Annotated in this window: 11 protein-coding genes and 1 riboswitch; of the genes, 4 read left to right on the forward strand and 7 right to left on the reverse strand. The window is 42.4% G+C overall.

Features of this window, described 5'->3' with window-relative positions:
• Positions 1-2: 2 nt before the first annotated feature.
• Positions 3-1,346, forward strand: coding sequence for an MFS transporter (gene uhpC / locus AAC854_RS06025; RefSeq protein ID WP_340616318.1), 1,344 nt, complete (start codon positions 3-5; stop codon positions 1,344-1,346).
• A 17-nt stretch (positions 1,347-1,363) separates the two neighbouring features.
• Here uhpC and AAC854_RS06030 read toward each other — a convergent pair whose 3' ends face one another.
• Complete coding sequence (locus AAC854_RS06030) at positions 1,364-1,918, reverse strand: GNAT family N-acetyltransferase (RefSeq protein ID WP_340616319.1); 555 nt, start codon at positions 1,916-1,918, stop codon at positions 1,364-1,366.
• Between the two features lie 187 nt (positions 1,919-2,105).
• Here AAC854_RS06030 and rlmA point away from each other — a divergent pair, with 187 nt between their 5' ends.
• Complete coding sequence (rlmA, locus tag AAC854_RS06035) at positions 2,106-2,921, forward strand: 23S rRNA (guanine(745)-N(1))-methyltransferase (RefSeq protein WP_340616320.1); 816 nt, start codon at positions 2,106-2,108, stop codon at positions 2,919-2,921.
• 129 nt (positions 2,922-3,050) lie between these two features.
• Here the strand turns inward: rlmA and mntP are convergent, their stop codons facing one another.
• The 6 genes from mntP to AAC854_RS06065 form a co-directional block, all read right to left on the reverse strand.
• On the reverse strand, positions 3,051-3,635 hold the full coding sequence (gene mntP / locus AAC854_RS06040; protein ID WP_340616321.1) for a manganese efflux pump MntP: 585 nt from the start codon (positions 3,633-3,635) through the stop codon (positions 3,051-3,053).
• A gap of 48 nt (positions 3,636-3,683) precedes the next feature.
• A riboswitch (yybP-ykoY riboswitch) is annotated at positions 3,684-3,843 on the reverse strand.
• 155 nt (positions 3,844-3,998) lie between these two features.
• Positions 3,999-4,457, reverse strand: a complete 459-nt coding sequence (locus AAC854_RS06045) for a DUF986 family protein (protein ID WP_340616322.1) — start codon at positions 4,455-4,457, stop codon at positions 3,999-4,001.
• Positions 4,458-4,565: 108 nt separating this feature from the next.
• Complete coding sequence (locus AAC854_RS06050; protein ID WP_340616323.1) at positions 4,566-5,414, reverse strand: PTS mannose transporter subunit IID; 849 nt, start codon at positions 5,412-5,414, stop codon at positions 4,566-4,568.
• A gap of 13 nt (positions 5,415-5,427) precedes the next feature.
• The gene (locus AAC854_RS06055) at positions 5,428-6,228 is read right to left on the reverse strand and encodes a PTS mannose/fructose/sorbose transporter subunit IIC (protein ID WP_340616324.1); all 801 of its coding nucleotides are present in this window, start codon (positions 6,226-6,228) and stop codon (positions 5,428-5,430) included.
• Positions 6,229-6,311: 83 nt separating this feature from the next.
• Entirely contained in the window at positions 6,312-7,277 is a 966-nt protein-coding gene (manX, locus tag AAC854_RS06060; RefSeq protein WP_340616325.1) for a PTS mannose transporter subunit IIAB, read from the reverse strand.
• A 636-nt stretch (positions 7,278-7,913) separates the two neighbouring features.
• Positions 7,914-8,147 (reverse strand): helix-turn-helix domain-containing protein, encoded by a 234-nt coding sequence (locus AAC854_RS06065; RefSeq protein WP_340616326.1) that lies wholly within the window; start codon positions 8,145-8,147, stop codon positions 7,914-7,916.
• Positions 8,148-8,390: 243 nt separating this feature from the next.
• Between AAC854_RS06065 and AAC854_RS06070 the strand changes: the two genes are divergently transcribed.
• Positions 8,391-15,554, forward strand: coding sequence for an amino acid adenylation domain-containing protein (locus AAC854_RS06070; protein ID WP_340616327.1), 7,164 nt, complete (start codon positions 8,391-8,393; stop codon positions 15,552-15,554).
• Positions 15,551-16,738 carry an FAD-dependent monooxygenase gene (locus tag AAC854_RS06075; RefSeq protein WP_340616328.1) on the forward strand — a complete coding sequence of 396 codons (1,188 nt, stop codon included), beginning with the start codon at positions 15,551-15,553 and terminating at the stop codon, positions 16,736-16,738. The genes AAC854_RS06070 and AAC854_RS06075 overlap by 4 nt, the downstream gene beginning before the upstream one ends.
• Positions 16,739-16,770: the final 32 nt, after the last annotated feature.

Consider the following 16,770-nt stretch of genomic DNA (forward strand, 5'->3'; position numbering starts at 1 on the left):
TCATGACCATTTCTTCTCAACCTAAGCCGGCCCATCAACGTCATTTGTCTGATGGAGAAATTCGAGAGCAATACCGTTATTGGCGCTTGCATATCATGCTGAGCCTTTATATAGGCTATGCGCTGTTTTATTTTACCCGCAAAAGTTTTAACTATGCGATGCCTGCCATGATAACCGATCTTGGCCTTGATAAAGGTGAGATTGGCCTTATTGGCACGCTGTTTTACATCACATATGGTTGTTCCAAATTTCTTTCCGGCATTATCTCTGACCGTTCTAATCCGCGTTATTTCATGGGAATAGGGCTAATTGCCACAGGCATCATCAATATCTTTTTTGGCTTGTCCAGCTCTATTGTCATGTTTACCTTCCTTTGGATATTAAATGCGTGGTTTCAGGGATGGGGATCGCCGTCATGCGCTAAGCTGCTGACGAGTTGGTACTCCCGTTCAGAGCGTGGGTTCTGGTGGTCGTTATGGAATACTTCACATCATGTAGGCAGTGCATTGGTGGCATTGTTTGTCAGTTTTTTGACATTGCATTTTAGCTGGCGGGAAGGGTTTATTGTACCGGGTTGTCTGGGCATTTTAGCGGGTCTGTTTTTATGTTGGCGATTACGTGATAAGCCCACAACTATGGGGTTGCCGACCATCGGTCAGTTTCGTAACGATCGTTTGGAAAAGATGCAGGAAAGCCAGGGGCAGGGGCTAACCACCAGAGAAATACTGAAAATGTATGTTTTTCGCAATAAATACATTTGGTTGCTTTCATTTAGTTATGTGTTGGTATACATCGTTCGCACGGTTATTAATGATTGGGGAAACCTCTATTTGACGGAATATCACCATTATGATTTGGTGAGTGCAAATGCGGTGTTATCCCTGTTTGAAATCGGTGGATTTATGGGATCGCTGGTGGCAGGTTGGGGATCAGATAGAGTGTTTGGTGGTAATCGTGGGCCGATGAACTTGATATTTGCAATGGGTATTTTTTTGTCAGTGGCTGCTTTATGGCTGATGCCTGTGACGGGGCTGGTTTTTCAATCAATCGGTTTTTTTACCATTGGCTTTTTTGTCTTTGGCCCACAATTATTGATTGGGATGGCTGCTGCTGAATGTTCACACAAAGATGCCGCAGGTGCTGCAACGGGTTTTGTGGGGCTTTTTGCTTATACAGGAGCCGCTCTTGCTGGCTATCCTTTTGCCGTCATTTTGGAGCATTACCATTGGACAGGGTTATTTATTACCATTTCTGTCTGCGCAGTAATGATAGGCTTATTATTACTCCCGTTCTTACAAGCTCAATTTCCCCGGCAAGTAGGGAAGGGAGAGCATCAGGCTAACTGACTGCCTGAAAGTCAGCATTAAGAAAGGGAATGCCTGTTGCACCATTCCTCTCTGGTTATTTCCCAGAATTCACAATCATATATTCCTGACACATATTGTTTTTTTTCAGTTTTTATTAATCTTTCTCCTTGTGCTGATGAGATATTTTTTGAGCGTTGATTAATACTGGCTTTTTGCGTTCTGAGAACAGATTGCCCCAGTGTGTGAAACCAATAATCGGTAACTCTTTCACAGGCTTCACGCATCAATCCCTGACCCTGATAGTCTAAAGACAGCCAGAAACCCCGGTTATTATCTTGCTTATCATGTAATCCGATCACACCAATCAATTCATCAGGGTGTTCTTTTATTCTAATAGACCATAGCCAGGCTTTTCCTGACTGCATGGCGGGCAGAGCGATTTTATTGACAAAATATTCAGCTCCGTCAGCAGGATAAGGCCATGGAACTGCACTGCCATCTAAGTATTTGACGATATCCCAATGAGGGAATTTTTGCTGAATCTGAGGCGCATCATTATGCGCTAATTTTGTTAATAGCAGCCGCCCAGTTTCTAGATTGTCAATTGACATAATGCCTCCGATTGTAATAAAAATGTTGCTGTCTGATTTTCAAAAACATTAATTTTAGTGTCAAAAATAGTCAATTCAATTTTTCAATTCAGTAAAATAACGGGGTAAAACATAGAGGGTGAAAACGCGGTATATAAAACTATGGTATAGTAGCTCCCCCTGAATTTTTCCTACCCATCGGAATGTTATGTCTTATCAATGTCCTTTATGCCACTTGCCATTATTGTTTACTCATCATCAATGGCGCTGTAAAAACAACCACCAATTTGATTGTGCAAAAGAAGGTTACGTCAATTTGATGCCCGTTCAACATAAGCGTTCAAAAGAACCGGGTGATAGTGTGGAGATGATGCAAGCAAGAAGGGCATTTTTGCATTCCGGGCATTATCGGGCATTGCAACAAAAAACGATTGAACTGCTTAATGGATATTTGCCGGAGGAAGCTGAAACGCTGCTGGATATCGGTTGTGGTGAAGGTTATTACACAGCTGCGGTACAAGAACAGTTAAGTCATCATCGTAACCTGACAGTATATGGACTGGATGTGGCGAAGGTAGCGATTCGTTATGGCGCAAAACGTTATTCCAATGTTAATTTCTGCGTGGCATCCAGCCACCGGTTACCATTTGCAGACAGTGCAATGGATGGCATTTTACGGATTTATGCCCCCTGTAAAGCAACAGAATTAGCCCGCGTAGTGAAACCACGCGGTATTGTTCTGACGGTGACACCAGGCCCACGCCATTTGTATCAATTGAAGGAGTTGATTTATCAGGACGTGCATTTGCATCCTGAAAACCATGAGCAATGGGAAGGGTTTGATTTAATTTCGACGCAAACGTTGGCTTATCCAATGTCATTAGATGGCGAACAAGCCCATAATTTATTGCAGATGACCCCTTTTGCCTGGCGGGCATCAGAAGAAATTAAAGCTGATTTGTTGTCACAAGATAGCTTTAATTGTGAAGCAGATTTCACATTGAAAGTATACCGACGTATTTGATAGCAATAATCTTATATTCGTCTTATTTCTCAGGTTACTGTTTTATCGGATATGCTGTAACCTGAGATTTATTGGGTATCAATCAGAAAATCCGGAGTAAATAAATGCTTATTCACCCCGGAGAAGAGATTATTCAGCATACATAAATAATTGAAGGTGCTCGAATAATATATTGAAGCCAATGCAAATTAATACTAACCCACCAATTAACTCAGCACGTTTACCCAATAGAGGGCCGATATAACGGCCTATTAACATTCCCAGCGTCGCCATAATCATGGTCATAAGCCCGATTGTCATGGCGGTATGCAGAATATCAACTTGCAAGAAGGCAAGACCGACACCAATTGCCATGGCATCCAGACTGGTTGCAACAGCAGTGAGAACTAATGCCACTGAACTATGGCGTTGACGTGTGGTTTTACAGGGGGCTTCAGGTTCATGTTTGAAGCTTTCAATAATCATTCGGCAGCCAAGAATGAACAGCAATGAGAAGGCGATCCAATGGTCCCATTCCATAATATATTGGCTGGCATACAGGCCTAGTCCCCAACCAATTAAAGGGGTGCAGGTTTCAACCAGGCCAAAGATAATACCAGTGCGTATGGCTTCACGAAAATGAGGGCGGTGTAGAGAGGCTCCTTTTCCGACTGCTGCGGCAAAAGCATCCATGGAAAGTGCTAGTGCGAGAATAAGTGTTGCATAGAAGTTCATCAAAATAGCCTCGGTTGGGTGATTCCATATACACACAACTTCACCCCCAACCAATGGCGCAGCTATGTGTCTATGGTCTTGCCAACCATCCAGAGTCTATTTGTCTGGCTCTTTAGGCATTCGCACCACGTTTTATTTTAAACGAGCATGTTGATACGAATTTTCCAGAAACTGTCTGGAACAGGCTACTCCCCAATGACTGAACCGGACAATATCATATTCAGAATAAAAGGCAAAAAAATTCATTATATTTTTGATACGGAACTGATAATAGTTATCATTACCTTTTGTGGGGTGAAAAATAAGACCAATAATTCGCTTTGGCCTTATTTAATCTATATGGATTGAAAGTAAGGGGGAGGATTATCTATTATTCATAAGGAATTGATAAATTTTTTCCAGATCGTCTAATTTTGTGACAGAGATATATATTTTATTATGTTCTAACTCCATCATGAGAATACCATCTTCAGATAAATTCATTGCTTTAATACTTTCATAAGGAAAAAAGCGATAAGCATGATAGAAGCCTTGTTCTTTGAATATTAATTTCGGTGAGCGAATATAACCTAAATATAACGTTACAAGGATGATAAATGATAATAAATAGGTAGTGAATTGGCTGCCATGAGATGTGACGTTATTGTAAATAACAACTCCGATCAAAACAATGAAGATCAGGGCGTCAATCCGCTGTTTTCTTTTAAGCTTTATATTTAACAGCGTCTTACCTTTGAGCTGATTGATAATAAATTCATCATAAATTGCAAAAGCGAGCATTAACACAATCAAAATTATCAAGATGATATCATTCAAGCTCATTTTTAGTCCCTATTTTTCATTGCGAATGGAAGCCTTACAGTATTCTTGTTTTTGTAAGAATGGGGAGGTTCTGCCTCCCCATGTATTGAAATGGTATAAAAAACAAATTTAGCCAAGGAAACCAAAGCGGAAACCGACGATACCCAGAATGAAAAAGCCTACAATTATCCACAGAGGATTGACTTTTTTCCGCAGTAGCCACATACAGCCGAAGGTCAGCAATAATGGCATCAGGCCAGGCATTAATTGATCCAGAATTGTTTGAACGGTAGTCACTTTAATTTCGCCAGTGAGTGGATCGGGAACTTCTGAAACCACTAGCGGAATATTGACTTTCGTCCATTTATTGACCAAGGCTCCCATGACAAATAAGCCCAGAATTGACGCTCCTTCCGTCATTTTCTGTAAGAAGCCACCGCCCATATCTTTAACGATATCCAAGCCTTTCTTATAGCCATAAGCTATCCCGAAGTAATGGGTGAACAAGCGGACCAAATTAAACAGAAAGAAAAATAGAATAGGGCCCAACAGGCTGCCACTCATGGCAATACCAGCACCAAGGGCGGCGAATACCGGGCGTACAGTTCCCCAGAAAATTGGGTCACCTACACCAGCTAAAGGCCCCATCAAGCCAACCTTGATACCGTTGATAGCGCCGTCATCAATGTTGGCTCCGTTGGCGCGCTGTTCTTCCATTGCCATGGTGACACCAAGAATAGGTGCTGCAACATAAGGGTGAGTATTAAAGAACTCCATATGTCGCTTTAAAGCTTGTTTCCTTTCTTCTGTATTCTCTGGGTACAGGCGACGAATGGCAGGTACCATTGAGAAGCAGAAACCAAGCGCCTGCATGCGTTCAAAGTTCCATGAACCCTGAAAGAGGTTAGAACGGAGGAAAACACCGCGGATATCGCTTTGCGTCAGTTTTTTCTGACCCATATTTTTTGTCTCTGACATATTGTTTATCCTCTTAATCTAATTCGTTATCAAGGTCGTTTGAGGTATTGCCAGCAGAAGCGGCTGCCTGTGATTGGTTGTATTTAGGGCTAAGCTGGATATACAGGATTGCCATAACGATACCAATGACACCTAATGCAACCAGGTTGAAATTAGTGAAAGCGGCAGTGACGAAACCAAGGTAGAAGAATGGCATCAGGTAACCAGCACGCATCATGTTAATTACCATTGCATAACCAACCACCACAATCATGCCACCGGCGATATTCAGACCACTGGTAACGACTTGTGGGATGGAGTTCAGCATGGTCTGAACTTCAGAGGTTCCTACGGATATCGCAACAATCAGAGCAGGGATGGCAATGCGCATAGCCTGTAACATCAGGGCTGAAATATGAATGATGCTGATTGCTCGAAGATTACCGTTTTCTGCCGCCTTATCTGCTGCGTGCTGGAAACCAACAGTCAGAGTACGAACGATAATGGTCAGAACCTGTCCTGCCGCAGCCAGCGGAATCGCCAGTGCGATACCGGCACCGACATCTTGCCCGCCTGCGATGACCAGAATGGTCGAAATGATGGAGGCTAAAGCTGCATCAGGGGCGACTGCCGCACCGATATTCATCCAGCCAAGCGCGATCATTTCCAGTGTACCGCCGATGATGATGCCGGTTTTCATATCGCCAAGCACTAAGCCGACTAATGTACAGGCAATTAATGGACGGTGAAATTGAAATTCATCAAGAATAGATCCCATGCCTGCGACACAGGCAACGATGAATATCAACACAAGTTGAACAACGGTAATTTCCATTGTTTTTCTCCTGTAACCAAATGTAATTTGGTAAGAATTTTGTTATTGAGTAATGGTTAATAAAATGACATCTGTTTTTGTTTTTAAACTTTTTTCAGCAGATCCATCATATTTAAACGGGTATCACTGGCGACTTTGCGAGCTTCAAGTTCGATGCCATGAGAACTCAGTTTTCCAAAGGCTTCGATGTCAGTATTATCAACAGAAATCGCGTTGTTGATTTGGGTTTTTCCCTGACGGAAAGCCATACCACCAATATTTACGGATTCGAGAGTAACTCCTCCTTCTACAATGCGCAGGACATCTGTCGGGTTGGTGAATAGCAGCATGACGCGCTCACCCGCATATTTAGGGTTGTTGTAAACACGAACACACTTAGCAACATCCACGACGTGTGCACTGACGCCGGGAGGTGCGACTTGTTTCAACAGAGTAGAACGTACGGTATCTTGAGCAACTTCATCACTGACAACAATAATACGCTTGACGTTGGTTTCTTTCGTCCAACGGGTAGCAACCTGACCGTGAATAAGGCGATCGTCAATACGCGCGAGAGCTATCTTCATATGGCCGCCCGCAGCAGGCGCTGAAATTGATGTTACGGCAGGCGCTGCCTGTTTAACTGGTTCAGGTTTTGCGGGTTCTTCAGTTTGTTCGGTTTTTAGGGCCCGGATGCCTTCTTTCCCTGTTTCTAATGCAACAGCAACCAGTTCTTCCATTGAGGGACCGTCGTCACGGCACATGAAGGCTTCAACTAACATCGGGACATTTACACCCGTGATTATTTCGTAGTTGTCTTTATCGACGGCAATACGGTTTGCCGCATTGAATGGGCTACCACCCCAAGTATCGACAAAAAACAAAACCCCTTGTTCTGTATCGAGCGATTCCAGTTTTTTGTTGTACTTATCGAATAATGTATCGGCATTTTCACCGGGTACGAAGTCGATATAAGAAACGTTCTCCTGTTCTCCAATCAACATCTCTGCAGTATGAAGCAGTTGTTCTGCTGCAGCCCCATGTGTGCCAATCATAATGGCTATACTCACTTGTTTTCCCCTTTCTGTAACAATTGAACTCAGGCCTACTGTAAGTTCACACTCAATATTTCTAATGTAGCTAATCAACTATCAATAAACATGATAGTTGTAAACATAAAACCTTATCGAGAATCTATCTCAATATTTCATTTCTTACGGTTTTATATTTCGTTACATAAGAAAATATGTCGCTAGATTATCATTTGAAACCTTCGAGAAAATTGCTGTCAGTCAGAAAAATTTAGATAGGCTGTTTTGATAGTTCAAAACGAGATTTTATATCTTTTTATTTTAAATATTAGATTTTTATTTTAGTTTTTAGTGTGTTTTAAAGTGTTTTTAACTGTTTCCGGTAACATTTTATTAATCTTTACATAAAAAGTTCGTGATGTTTTTACGGTAAAATAGAAAATAATGTGCTTTGGTGATCCGTTTCAGCCAAAAAATATCACTACCAAATGGTAGGGATATTGTTTCAACTAGAATTTGGTATATCAATAATTGTTGGGAACTGCCCGTCGAAAATTGGCAGTAAAAATACAGATGATCGCAAAATCGTTGGTGAAAGGATTCACTGGAGCACATCTGTGGAGATAAAGGCCATATCTTGCAGGCTCTGTATGATAAATTGGCTGCGAGTGGATTTTATATCTCTGGTGTAATTTTCACCGCTTTATTAGAAAAATGATGGTGAGTTAATACATTAAGCTGAGACTTTTCAGAATAAAATTCCTGAGCCTGCTTATTTCCCTTCAATTTCCTGCTGATGACTGATGGATTTAAATTAAGTGATTCAGCAATGGCATATTGTGAAAATCCTTCTTTTTTTAAATTGAAAATCTGGTATCTTTCTGTTTCAGTCAGTTGTTTATCGATCATGGAATATTTTCCTTTGGTGGGAAAGATGCCTGCTATAGCGACTGATTGCCCTTATGAAAAATTGCACTTATTAATCAGAACTGCCAATTATAAATTATTTTCTGTTGTTCATTACTAAGGTACGCTAATAAATGATTCGATGTAATGCAAATTAACAAATATTGTTCCAAGGAAAGTGGAATTATTGTGCCAAGTAAAAAGTAATGAATAAAATCAAACGCCCTAATCATGATGTGAATAGTTATGAACAGATTACAAGTTGTACCTCTTACCCAGTATCAAAAAGAAATATACTATGAAACTCAACGTAATCCAGAAAGCGGTCAGTTCACTATATCCATAGCGAGGATATTAAAAGAAAATATTAACTTTGAAAAACTTGTTAATTCAGTTAATGATTTTATTAATCAAGACGTTGCATGCAAATTGCGTATCGTTGAACAGGCAGAAGTGTTGGGTCAGCAAATACAAGATATAGCAGTTAATCAAGTGAAAGTCATTGATGCCAAAAATGAAGATATTACTGTACACTTCAGTAAGTGGTCAGAGCGAGTTTTTAATCTGAATGACGAATCGCTCATTGAGATTGCTCTGTTACGAAATCTACAAAATGATGGCACTGCTATTTTTATTCGTGTTCACCATATTATTTGTGATGGCTGGGGAATAAACCAATTAGCAGAAAAAATTCTACATTTCTACCAAAACAATGATCTTAATCAAGGAATATTGTATAAAGATTATGAGAAGTATATTTCAGCAGTAATTGAACAAGAAATAACTTTGTCACAGCCGGAAATAGAACAGCAAATAACGGAGCTGGCTGAATTTACTCAATGCAATGAGCCCATTTTTTTTAATCGTGGAAAGAAAAGTAATCTTTCCCGCTTCATGCGTCACCGATATATATTGGCTAAGTCTGAGGTTGCAAAAACGATATCTCAGGGAATTAGTCCCTACCAAGTTATTATGTCTGCGGTAGCTATCTTATTGTCACGGTTACATAACAGTACCGAGATAACAATAGGTGTTCCTTTACTCAACCGTCGCAATAATCAACTTGATATGGCTGGTCATTGGGCTAATACGCTGCCACTTGCCATTGCGGTAGAAGAAGATGATACCCTTATTGATCTAGCGGCTCGTATTAAAACAGACACCACAAAACTGAAAAAGTTTGAGCATATTCCTCTCGGGCGTTTGCTTAAGTCTATGGGGACAACAAAACGTCGATATTTCGACGTCACTGTATCTTATAACCGCTTTCCCACCGTAGATGCTTCCTGTTATACCTATAAAAGTGAAGGTAACTATGCGCCGGCTCATGAAGATGACGCAATAGCGATCTATATCTGTACCGATGGGAACGATAATGATGTCACTATTGACATCGCCGGAGCTGTCGATATTTTCGATGAAAATTATACATTTGAAATCCTTACTGCTTCCTTAGAGCGTATTATCGAACAGTTTATTGCATCACCAACACAAACTGTCTCGGAAGTAAACCTCTCTTCGGCGGAAGAAATGACTCAACTGGCTCTTTTTGAGCAAGGACCCATTGCAGAATTCTCGAAACAAGAGACTTTATCAACGTTATTTGATACTCAGGTTTCATTACACGGAAAAGCAGTCGCTATCGTAAATTCTGGTGAGCAACCTACGCTGACTTATACTCAGTTCCAGACCCGCATAGACAATATGGTTACGGTGTTACTGAAAGAGAACGTGCGGAAAGGCGACATCGTTGCAATCTTAATGGATCGTAGTACGGATATGCTTACAGCTATTTTTGCTGTATTAAAAGCAGGCGCGGCTTATCTGCCTATCGATCCCAATTATCCGCAGGAGCGGATTGATTATATGCTGAGTGACAGCGGTGTCGAAGTCATCATATCCGACAAAGCTAATCAGCCTTTAATCGCTAAATCTTATATTGTCATTGATGGTAATAACATTTCCGCTCAAGAAAGTGTAAAACAGCCTAATTTATCTACAGCCGATTCTCTGGCATATATGATTTATACATCAGGCTCCACCGGGCAACCTAAAGGAGTCATGATCGATCATTATTCAGCGGTAAATCGGATTGAGTGGATGCAGGAACGTTATCCACTGAATAATACCGATGTGATACTACAAAAAACACCAATTTCATTTGATGTATCCGTTTGGGAATTATTTTGGTGGTCTGTTTCTGGGGCTGCTGTCCACTTATTGCCACCCGGTGCTCACAAAGACCCATTGGAAATAATAAAAGCAATCAGTCTGCATAATGTGACTACATTGCACTTTGTTCCCTCTATGCTCCAGCCTTTCTTAGATATTTTGGAGGCTGAACCTGAATTAGTGGATAAATTAACCAGTCTGCGCCGTGTGTTCACCAGCGGTGAAGCACTTCCTCCTGCACGGGTTAATCAGTTCCGTAAAATCTTTTCCACCTTTGGTTTAAATGCACCGGCTTTGATCAACCTGTATGGTCCAACAGAAGCCACCGTGGATGTATCGTATTTCGAGTTTTTTCCTGAAAATAACGCTGTTATCAATCGCGTCCCCATTGGTTTTCCGATCAACAATATTTCACTGAGGGTTATGTCTCAGCATGACACCCGACAATCAATCGGCATTGCAGGTGAACTACAGATCAGCGGTATCGGGTTGGCCCGTGGTTATCACAATAAGCCAGAATTAACTGATGAGAAATTCATTCGGGATGGAGAGCAGCGCTGGTATCGCACAGGCGATTTAGCAAGGTGGTTATCGGACGGCAGCATCGAATATTTGGGCAGAATTGATAATCAGGTGAAGATCAGAGGTAACCGCATTGAATTGGGGGAAGTGCAGAACACGCTCGAACGCATTCCCGGAATTACCCAAGCTGAAGTTTTACCACAAAAGAATAATGATGGTGATGCTTACCTTTGTGCCTATTATGTTACCAATAACCAGAGTGTTACTTCTGAGAAACTACGTGAAACTTTACTGGAATTTTTACCCGATTTCATGGTTCCACTGAAATTTTTTCAGGTTCCTTCTATTCCTCTTACCCCAAACGGTAAAGTCGATCGTGGTGCTCTTAGTACATTGGTGAAAACAGAAGTTTCGGGTCGCCATGATGATGCTCAGACTGAAACTGAATATCAATTGTCAGAAATTTGGAAACGGGTATTGAAGATCGAACAACTCAGTGTGCAGGATAATTTTTACACATTAGGAGGTGACTCCATCTTAATGTTGAAAGTGCGTTCTGAAGCTGAAAAGTCGGGAATGAATGTGACTCTTTCTCAGTTGTCACAACATTTGACGATAGCCGAGTTAAGCCAACAAATTGACACCGGTCATAAAGCTCAAAAAACCATTGAGTTACTGCCCTTTGCACTGATCAAAGAAAAAGAGCGTGCGAAACTTTCTCAATATGTTGATGCGTTCCCTGCCACCCAACTTCAACTCGGCCTGATATATCATAGCCAGCAGAGCAAAAGTTCAGGCACTTATAAGGATGTTTTCCGCTATACGCTGAAAGGAGAGTGGAAACCTGAAATCTTCCGTAAAAGTGCGGCAGCGACTATCCAACGTCACCCGGCTCTTCGTTCACACTTTAATCTGGCTGATTTCAGCGAGCCCTTGCAGGTCATTAATCGCAATATCGATCTTGACCATGCAGTAGTGATTCAAGATGTTAGCTTATTGCCATTGATTGAGTCTGAACAACTTATTAAAGAGTGCATGAAAAAAAGAAGTCGTCAGGACTATCATTTTGATTGTGCGCCTTTGTATCACATCTGCTTGTTCAGAACCGCAAAGGCTATAGAGATGGTATTTAGTTTCCATCATGCCATTCTGGATGGCGGTAGTGTGGCAAATTTGGTGCGTGAATTATTCTCTCGTTACCTTAATGATGGCAGGTATTTTTCTGAGACGGATGTACTTCCATCACCTGCGCTATATATACAGGATGAGCTTCACGCATTACAGGATCAGAAACACAGCACGTTCTGGAAGGCGATGTTTAATGGACTTCCCCGTACGCAATTCCCCGGATACCGATTGTACGAAAGTTTGCCAACAAACCAGACTTTCACGAAAAAGGCAATCATTCCAGAAGAAATTGAAAGAAAACTGAAAAGTCTGGTGCAACAGGAACATGTTTCAATTAAATCGGTTTTCTTTGCTGCACATTGTTTAACTGTGGCTATGTTTGCGAATCAGGATGAAATCGCGACGGGATTGGTTACCCATGGTAGGCCTGATGCACAGAATTCAGAGCAAACGCTGGGCTTGTTTCTTAATACATTACCCGTGCGTTTCTCTCTGGCTGACAAAACATGGAAAGAGTGTATTCATTCTGTATTCAGTGCTGAACAGCGTCATGCGCCATACCGTAAATATCCACTTAATGCTATCCAGCAGGTGGCAGGCGAAGGGGCAAGAATAAGTTCCGCATTCAATTACATTCACTTCCACGTATTATCCGAAGTATTTGGCGGCCCTGACCTGTCTCTCATCGCATTTGATCCGTGGGAAGAAACTAACTTTGAGGTATTACTCAATGTCATGACTGACTTCATCACAGGTCAAAATTATTTACGATGCGATTTTGATGGCAATGTTTTCTCACAGGTGCAGGCTGATACTTACATGGACACCTATATGGCCATATTGAACAGAATGGTCAGTAGTGGTGATCAACGGGCAACCCTGAGCCAGCCGCTCACACGAGGAAGCAAGAAAATACCATCTCAGGAGTTCATATCAACGCTGGCTATGATTGCGAAAAATGTACAGGAGCAACCTGATGCAGTAGCGATTCGTTATCACGGCCTGCAATGGAGTTATGAAAAACTATGGTCAGAGTCCGGAAAAATTGCTGCCGCGCTGATTTCTGAGGGGGTTGTTCAGAATACCCCTGTCGCCATTGCTCTTGAGCGTTCTCCGACGCTCGTTGCATCACTGATTGGTGTGATGAGAGCGGGAGGAGCCTGTTTACCATTGGATCTGAGTTATCCGGCTCAGCGTATTGAAGCTATGGTAGAACAGGCTCAGCCGATACTGGCTATTGTTGATGGTAAATCCGATAAATTACTCAACGGAGTGACAATCCCGACAATGAGAGCGGACACGTTGATAAACGGAGATATACGTGTACCAGATAGAGAAATCCTCCCTGAGCAGTTGGCTTATTTACTGTTTACATCAGGTTCAACGGGTAAGCCCAAGGGCGTGGCAATGCCGCATCGTAGCCTGTCGAATCTGGTTATCTGGCAGAATGAAACTCATACTGGTAAGAATATTCGTTCTACCTTACAGTATGCGCCTCTGAGTTTTGACGTTTCATTTCAGGAAATTTTCTCTACATTGACGTCTGGTGGAGAATTACACCTTATTAATGAAGATGAACGACGTGACCCTTTGCAGTTACTGCGTATTATCGAGACATACCAAATAGAGAGAATCTACCTGCCTTATGTTGCACTTCAGCAATTAGCCGAAACAGCAGTAGCATTGGGCACTTACCCGAAAAATCTGAAAGTTGTCATTTCATCCGGTGAGCAACTCCGGGTTACTGAAGACATTCGTCTGTTTATTGGACAAATAAATAACGGTATCCTTGAGAATCAGTATGGCCCCACGGAAACCCATGTCATTACCGCATTTACAATGCAAGGTGATCCGACATCTTTCCCAGCGCTTCCACCCATTGGTAAAAGTATCAACAATTCAGATATCGTGCTCCTGAACAGTCAATTACAGGAAGTTGCTTCTGGTGAACAGGGTGAAATTTATGCTCGCGGTTTACCTGTAGCGCTGGGTTATTACCGTCAGCCAGAATTAACCGCAGAACGCTTTATTATGTTCAAAGATAGTGATGAGCCACTGTATCGTACGGGTGATCTGGGCGTGAAGCTTAAGGATGGCAATATTCTCTGCTTAGGCCGCAAAGATACACAGGTTAAAGTTCGTGGTTATCGCATTGAATTGGCAGAAATAGAATTAGCCGTATCGAGTACGCCCGGTGCTGATGAAATACTGAAAGACGTTGCGGTTGTCGTTCAACAGCACGGTGAAAGTGACGGTTTTTTGGTCGCATTCCTGATCGGGGAAAAGAACGAAGTATTTACTGTGCGGGTACAGCAATATCTGGCTGAAACTCTGCCTAAACACATGCTCCCTTCTCAAATAGAGTGGTTGGGAACACTGCCTAAAACCCCGAGTGGGAAACGTGATGATGCGGCGTTACGCAGTATGCGGATCATTCATGGACATAATGCTGTAGAGGATGTTGCTCCGCGAGACAACTATGAACAAGTATTGTGTGATCTGGCTGCGGACTTGCTGAAAATACCCGGCTTATCTATTCATCAAAATTTGTTTGATATCGGTGGTACTTCATTGACAGCCATGAGAATGGTCGTTCTGGTAGAGAAATATTTCGGTAGCAGCATTCCTTTGTCTCTTTTCGTCAGTAACCCGACTGTCGCACAGTTAGCTACACATGTCAGAGAAAAAGGCGGATATCCCAAATTCAGTCCTCTTGTCCCCATGCGTACTACGGGTCATAAACGGCCATTGTTTTTTGTCCATCCAATGGGGGGAAATGTCTTGTCCTATTTACGCTTAGTGAAACATTTCCCTGAGGATCAACCTTTCTATGCCTTGCAGGCTCACGGAGTGGATGCGGGGTCTATGCCATTGACCAGTGTGCAGGAACAGGCGGCAAATTATTTGGAAGCTATACGCCAAATCCAGCCATATGGCCCATATTCAATCGGCGGTTGGTCTTATGGCGGATTTGTCGCATTTGAGATGGCACGTCAGTTGAAAGAGCATGGGGAAGAAGTGGCCGATCTTTTTGTCTTAGACACGGTTGCGCTTAACACGAACTCTCAGGGAAAAGTGAATGAGGAAGCACTATTACGATGGTTTTTCTGGGAATTACTGTGGGTTAATGAAGGGGCGACTCTCCCTGAGCAGACGGTGCCGGAGCAGATGACTTCTTTGCAGGAACGATTCGAATATATTACGGAACACGCCATTGCTACAGGCGCTATTCCACAAGGCAGTTCTCGTGCTGTCGTACAAAGATTATTTGATGTGTATAAGACCAATTGGAAAGCAGCTGCGGATTATGCTGCCTGCACGGCCGATATCAATATGACTTTATTACATGCAACGCGTCCATTACCCGAAGTACTACGCTCCATGCATGATGCGATAAGAAGTGAGTATCGCGATCCTAAAAATGGCTGGGCGGGTAAAACAGCGGGTCATATCAATGTCATTGATGTACCCGGTGATCATTTAGAGATTATGGAAGAGCCGTATGTGGCAGAAGTTGCACAAGTGATCCTGCGGGAAATGAGTGAATTTTCTAAAGAACAAGTATTGTTAGTGTCGGAGAAAGTATGAATCGTCCATTAAAAGTGATTATAGTCGGAGCCGGTATTGGCGGGTTAACTGCTGCTATCGTATTACGGCAGATTGGCTATTGTGTTGAAGTTTATGAACAAGCATCTACTTTACGTACCGCAGGCTCAGGTTTATCTGTGATGTCCAATGCGGTTGCTGCCTTATCCTCAATTGGTATTAATCTGAAGTTGGAACACTTTGGTGCGCCAATTAAACGTTTTGAAATCAGGAACGTTAAAGATCGTTTGATACGTAGCTTACCAATACCCGAAATCTCGTCTTCTAACGGATTCGATAGTGTTTGTATATCTCGTAAGGCATTGCAGGAAGCTCTGCTACAGCAGCTTGATAAGGATATTATCCATGTCGGCGCTAAGGTCACCGCGATCACGGAAAGGGATGATGGTGTTTCTGTCTGTTTTGCTGATGGCAGAGAGACAGATGGAGATTTGCTCATTGGTGCTGATGGGATTTACTCTTTTGTCCGTGACTATATTCAAGGGAACAAACCCGTCCGCCCAGCCGATTATATCTGTTGGTTAGCTGTTACTCGCTATCAACATCCGCAGATCACACCGGGTTACGTTGGTCATTATTGGGGTGCAGGGAAACGAATCGGTTTGGTCGATGTAGGTGACGGTGAAGTCTATTGGTGGGGGACTGCGAATATGAGTACTGAACAGGCCCGTAACTGGCAAGGAAATAATAAAGATATCCTGGCGTATTATCAGGGATGGCCGGCTATTATTTCTGATATTATCCTGCAAACGCCATCCGAAGATATCATTGCTGTTCCGGCACAGGATAGACCTTTTTCACCTCTCTGGGGAAAAGGTAGAATTACTCTTTTGGGAGATGCAGCGCATCCCATGCTGACAAGCCTTGGTCAGGGTGCGGGTATGGCTATCGAAGATGCTGCGGTTTTGGGGCATGCACTTAAGCAGCAGTCAGAGCCAATTTCTGCTCTGCGCCAATACGAAAAAATTCGTCTTCCAAGGGCGGAAATGTTAGTGAATGCATCAAAAATGCTGAGTGACGCTGAGCAGGATGATCGTTTCTTTCATTGTCTGAAGAGGGATTTGTCCTTACGGTTTGTACCAACGGCAAAACTCATGGAGAATTTCGAAAAATCATTAAGTTTTTCTACCGGAGACTTTGATATCGATGCCGTCGCTGCCGGGTAGCAGCTCGTAAAATCAGAACACTTTATATAACC

This window comes from Xenorhabdus entomophaga, from assembly GCF_037996725.1.
Taxonomy (GTDB): domain Bacteria; phylum Pseudomonadota; class Gammaproteobacteria; order Enterobacterales; family Enterobacteriaceae; genus Xenorhabdus; species Xenorhabdus khoisanae.

Bases quoted from the DNA above. Each gene is read 5' to 3' on its own strand.
- uhpC (WP_340616318.1), top strand. From the start codon at position 3: ATGACCATTTCTTCTCAACCTAAGCCGGCCCATCAACGTCATTTGTCT.
- AAC854_RS06030 (WP_340616319.1), bottom strand. From the start codon at position 1,918: ATGTCAATTGACAATCTAGAAACTGGGCGGCTGCTATTAACAAAATTA.
- rlmA (WP_340616320.1), top strand. From the start codon at position 2,106: ATGTCTTATCAATGTCCTTTATGCCACTTGCCATTATTGTTTACTCAT.
- mntP (WP_340616321.1), bottom strand. From the start codon at position 3,635: ATGAACTTCTATGCAACACTTATTCTCGCACTAGCACTTTCCATGGAT.
- AAC854_RS06045 (WP_340616322.1), bottom strand. From the start codon at position 4,457: ATGAGCTTGAATGATATCATCTTGATAATTTTGATTGTGTTAATGCTC.
- AAC854_RS06050 (WP_340616323.1), bottom strand. From the start codon at position 5,414: ATGTCAGAGACAAAAAATATGGGTCAGAAAAAACTGACGCAAAGCGAT.
- AAC854_RS06055 (WP_340616324.1), bottom strand. From the start codon at position 6,228: ATGGAAATTACCGTTGTTCAACTTGTGTTGATATTCATCGTTGCCTGT.
- AAC854_RS06065 (WP_340616326.1), bottom strand. From the start codon at position 8,147: ATGATCGATAAACAACTGACTGAAACAGAAAGATACCAGATTTTCAAT.
- AAC854_RS06070 (WP_340616327.1), top strand. From the start codon at position 8,391: ATGAACAGATTACAAGTTGTACCTCTTACCCAGTATCAAAAAGAAATA.
- AAC854_RS06075 (WP_340616328.1), top strand. From the start codon at position 15,551: ATGAATCGTCCATTAAAAGTGATTATAGTCGGAGCCGGTATTGGCGGG.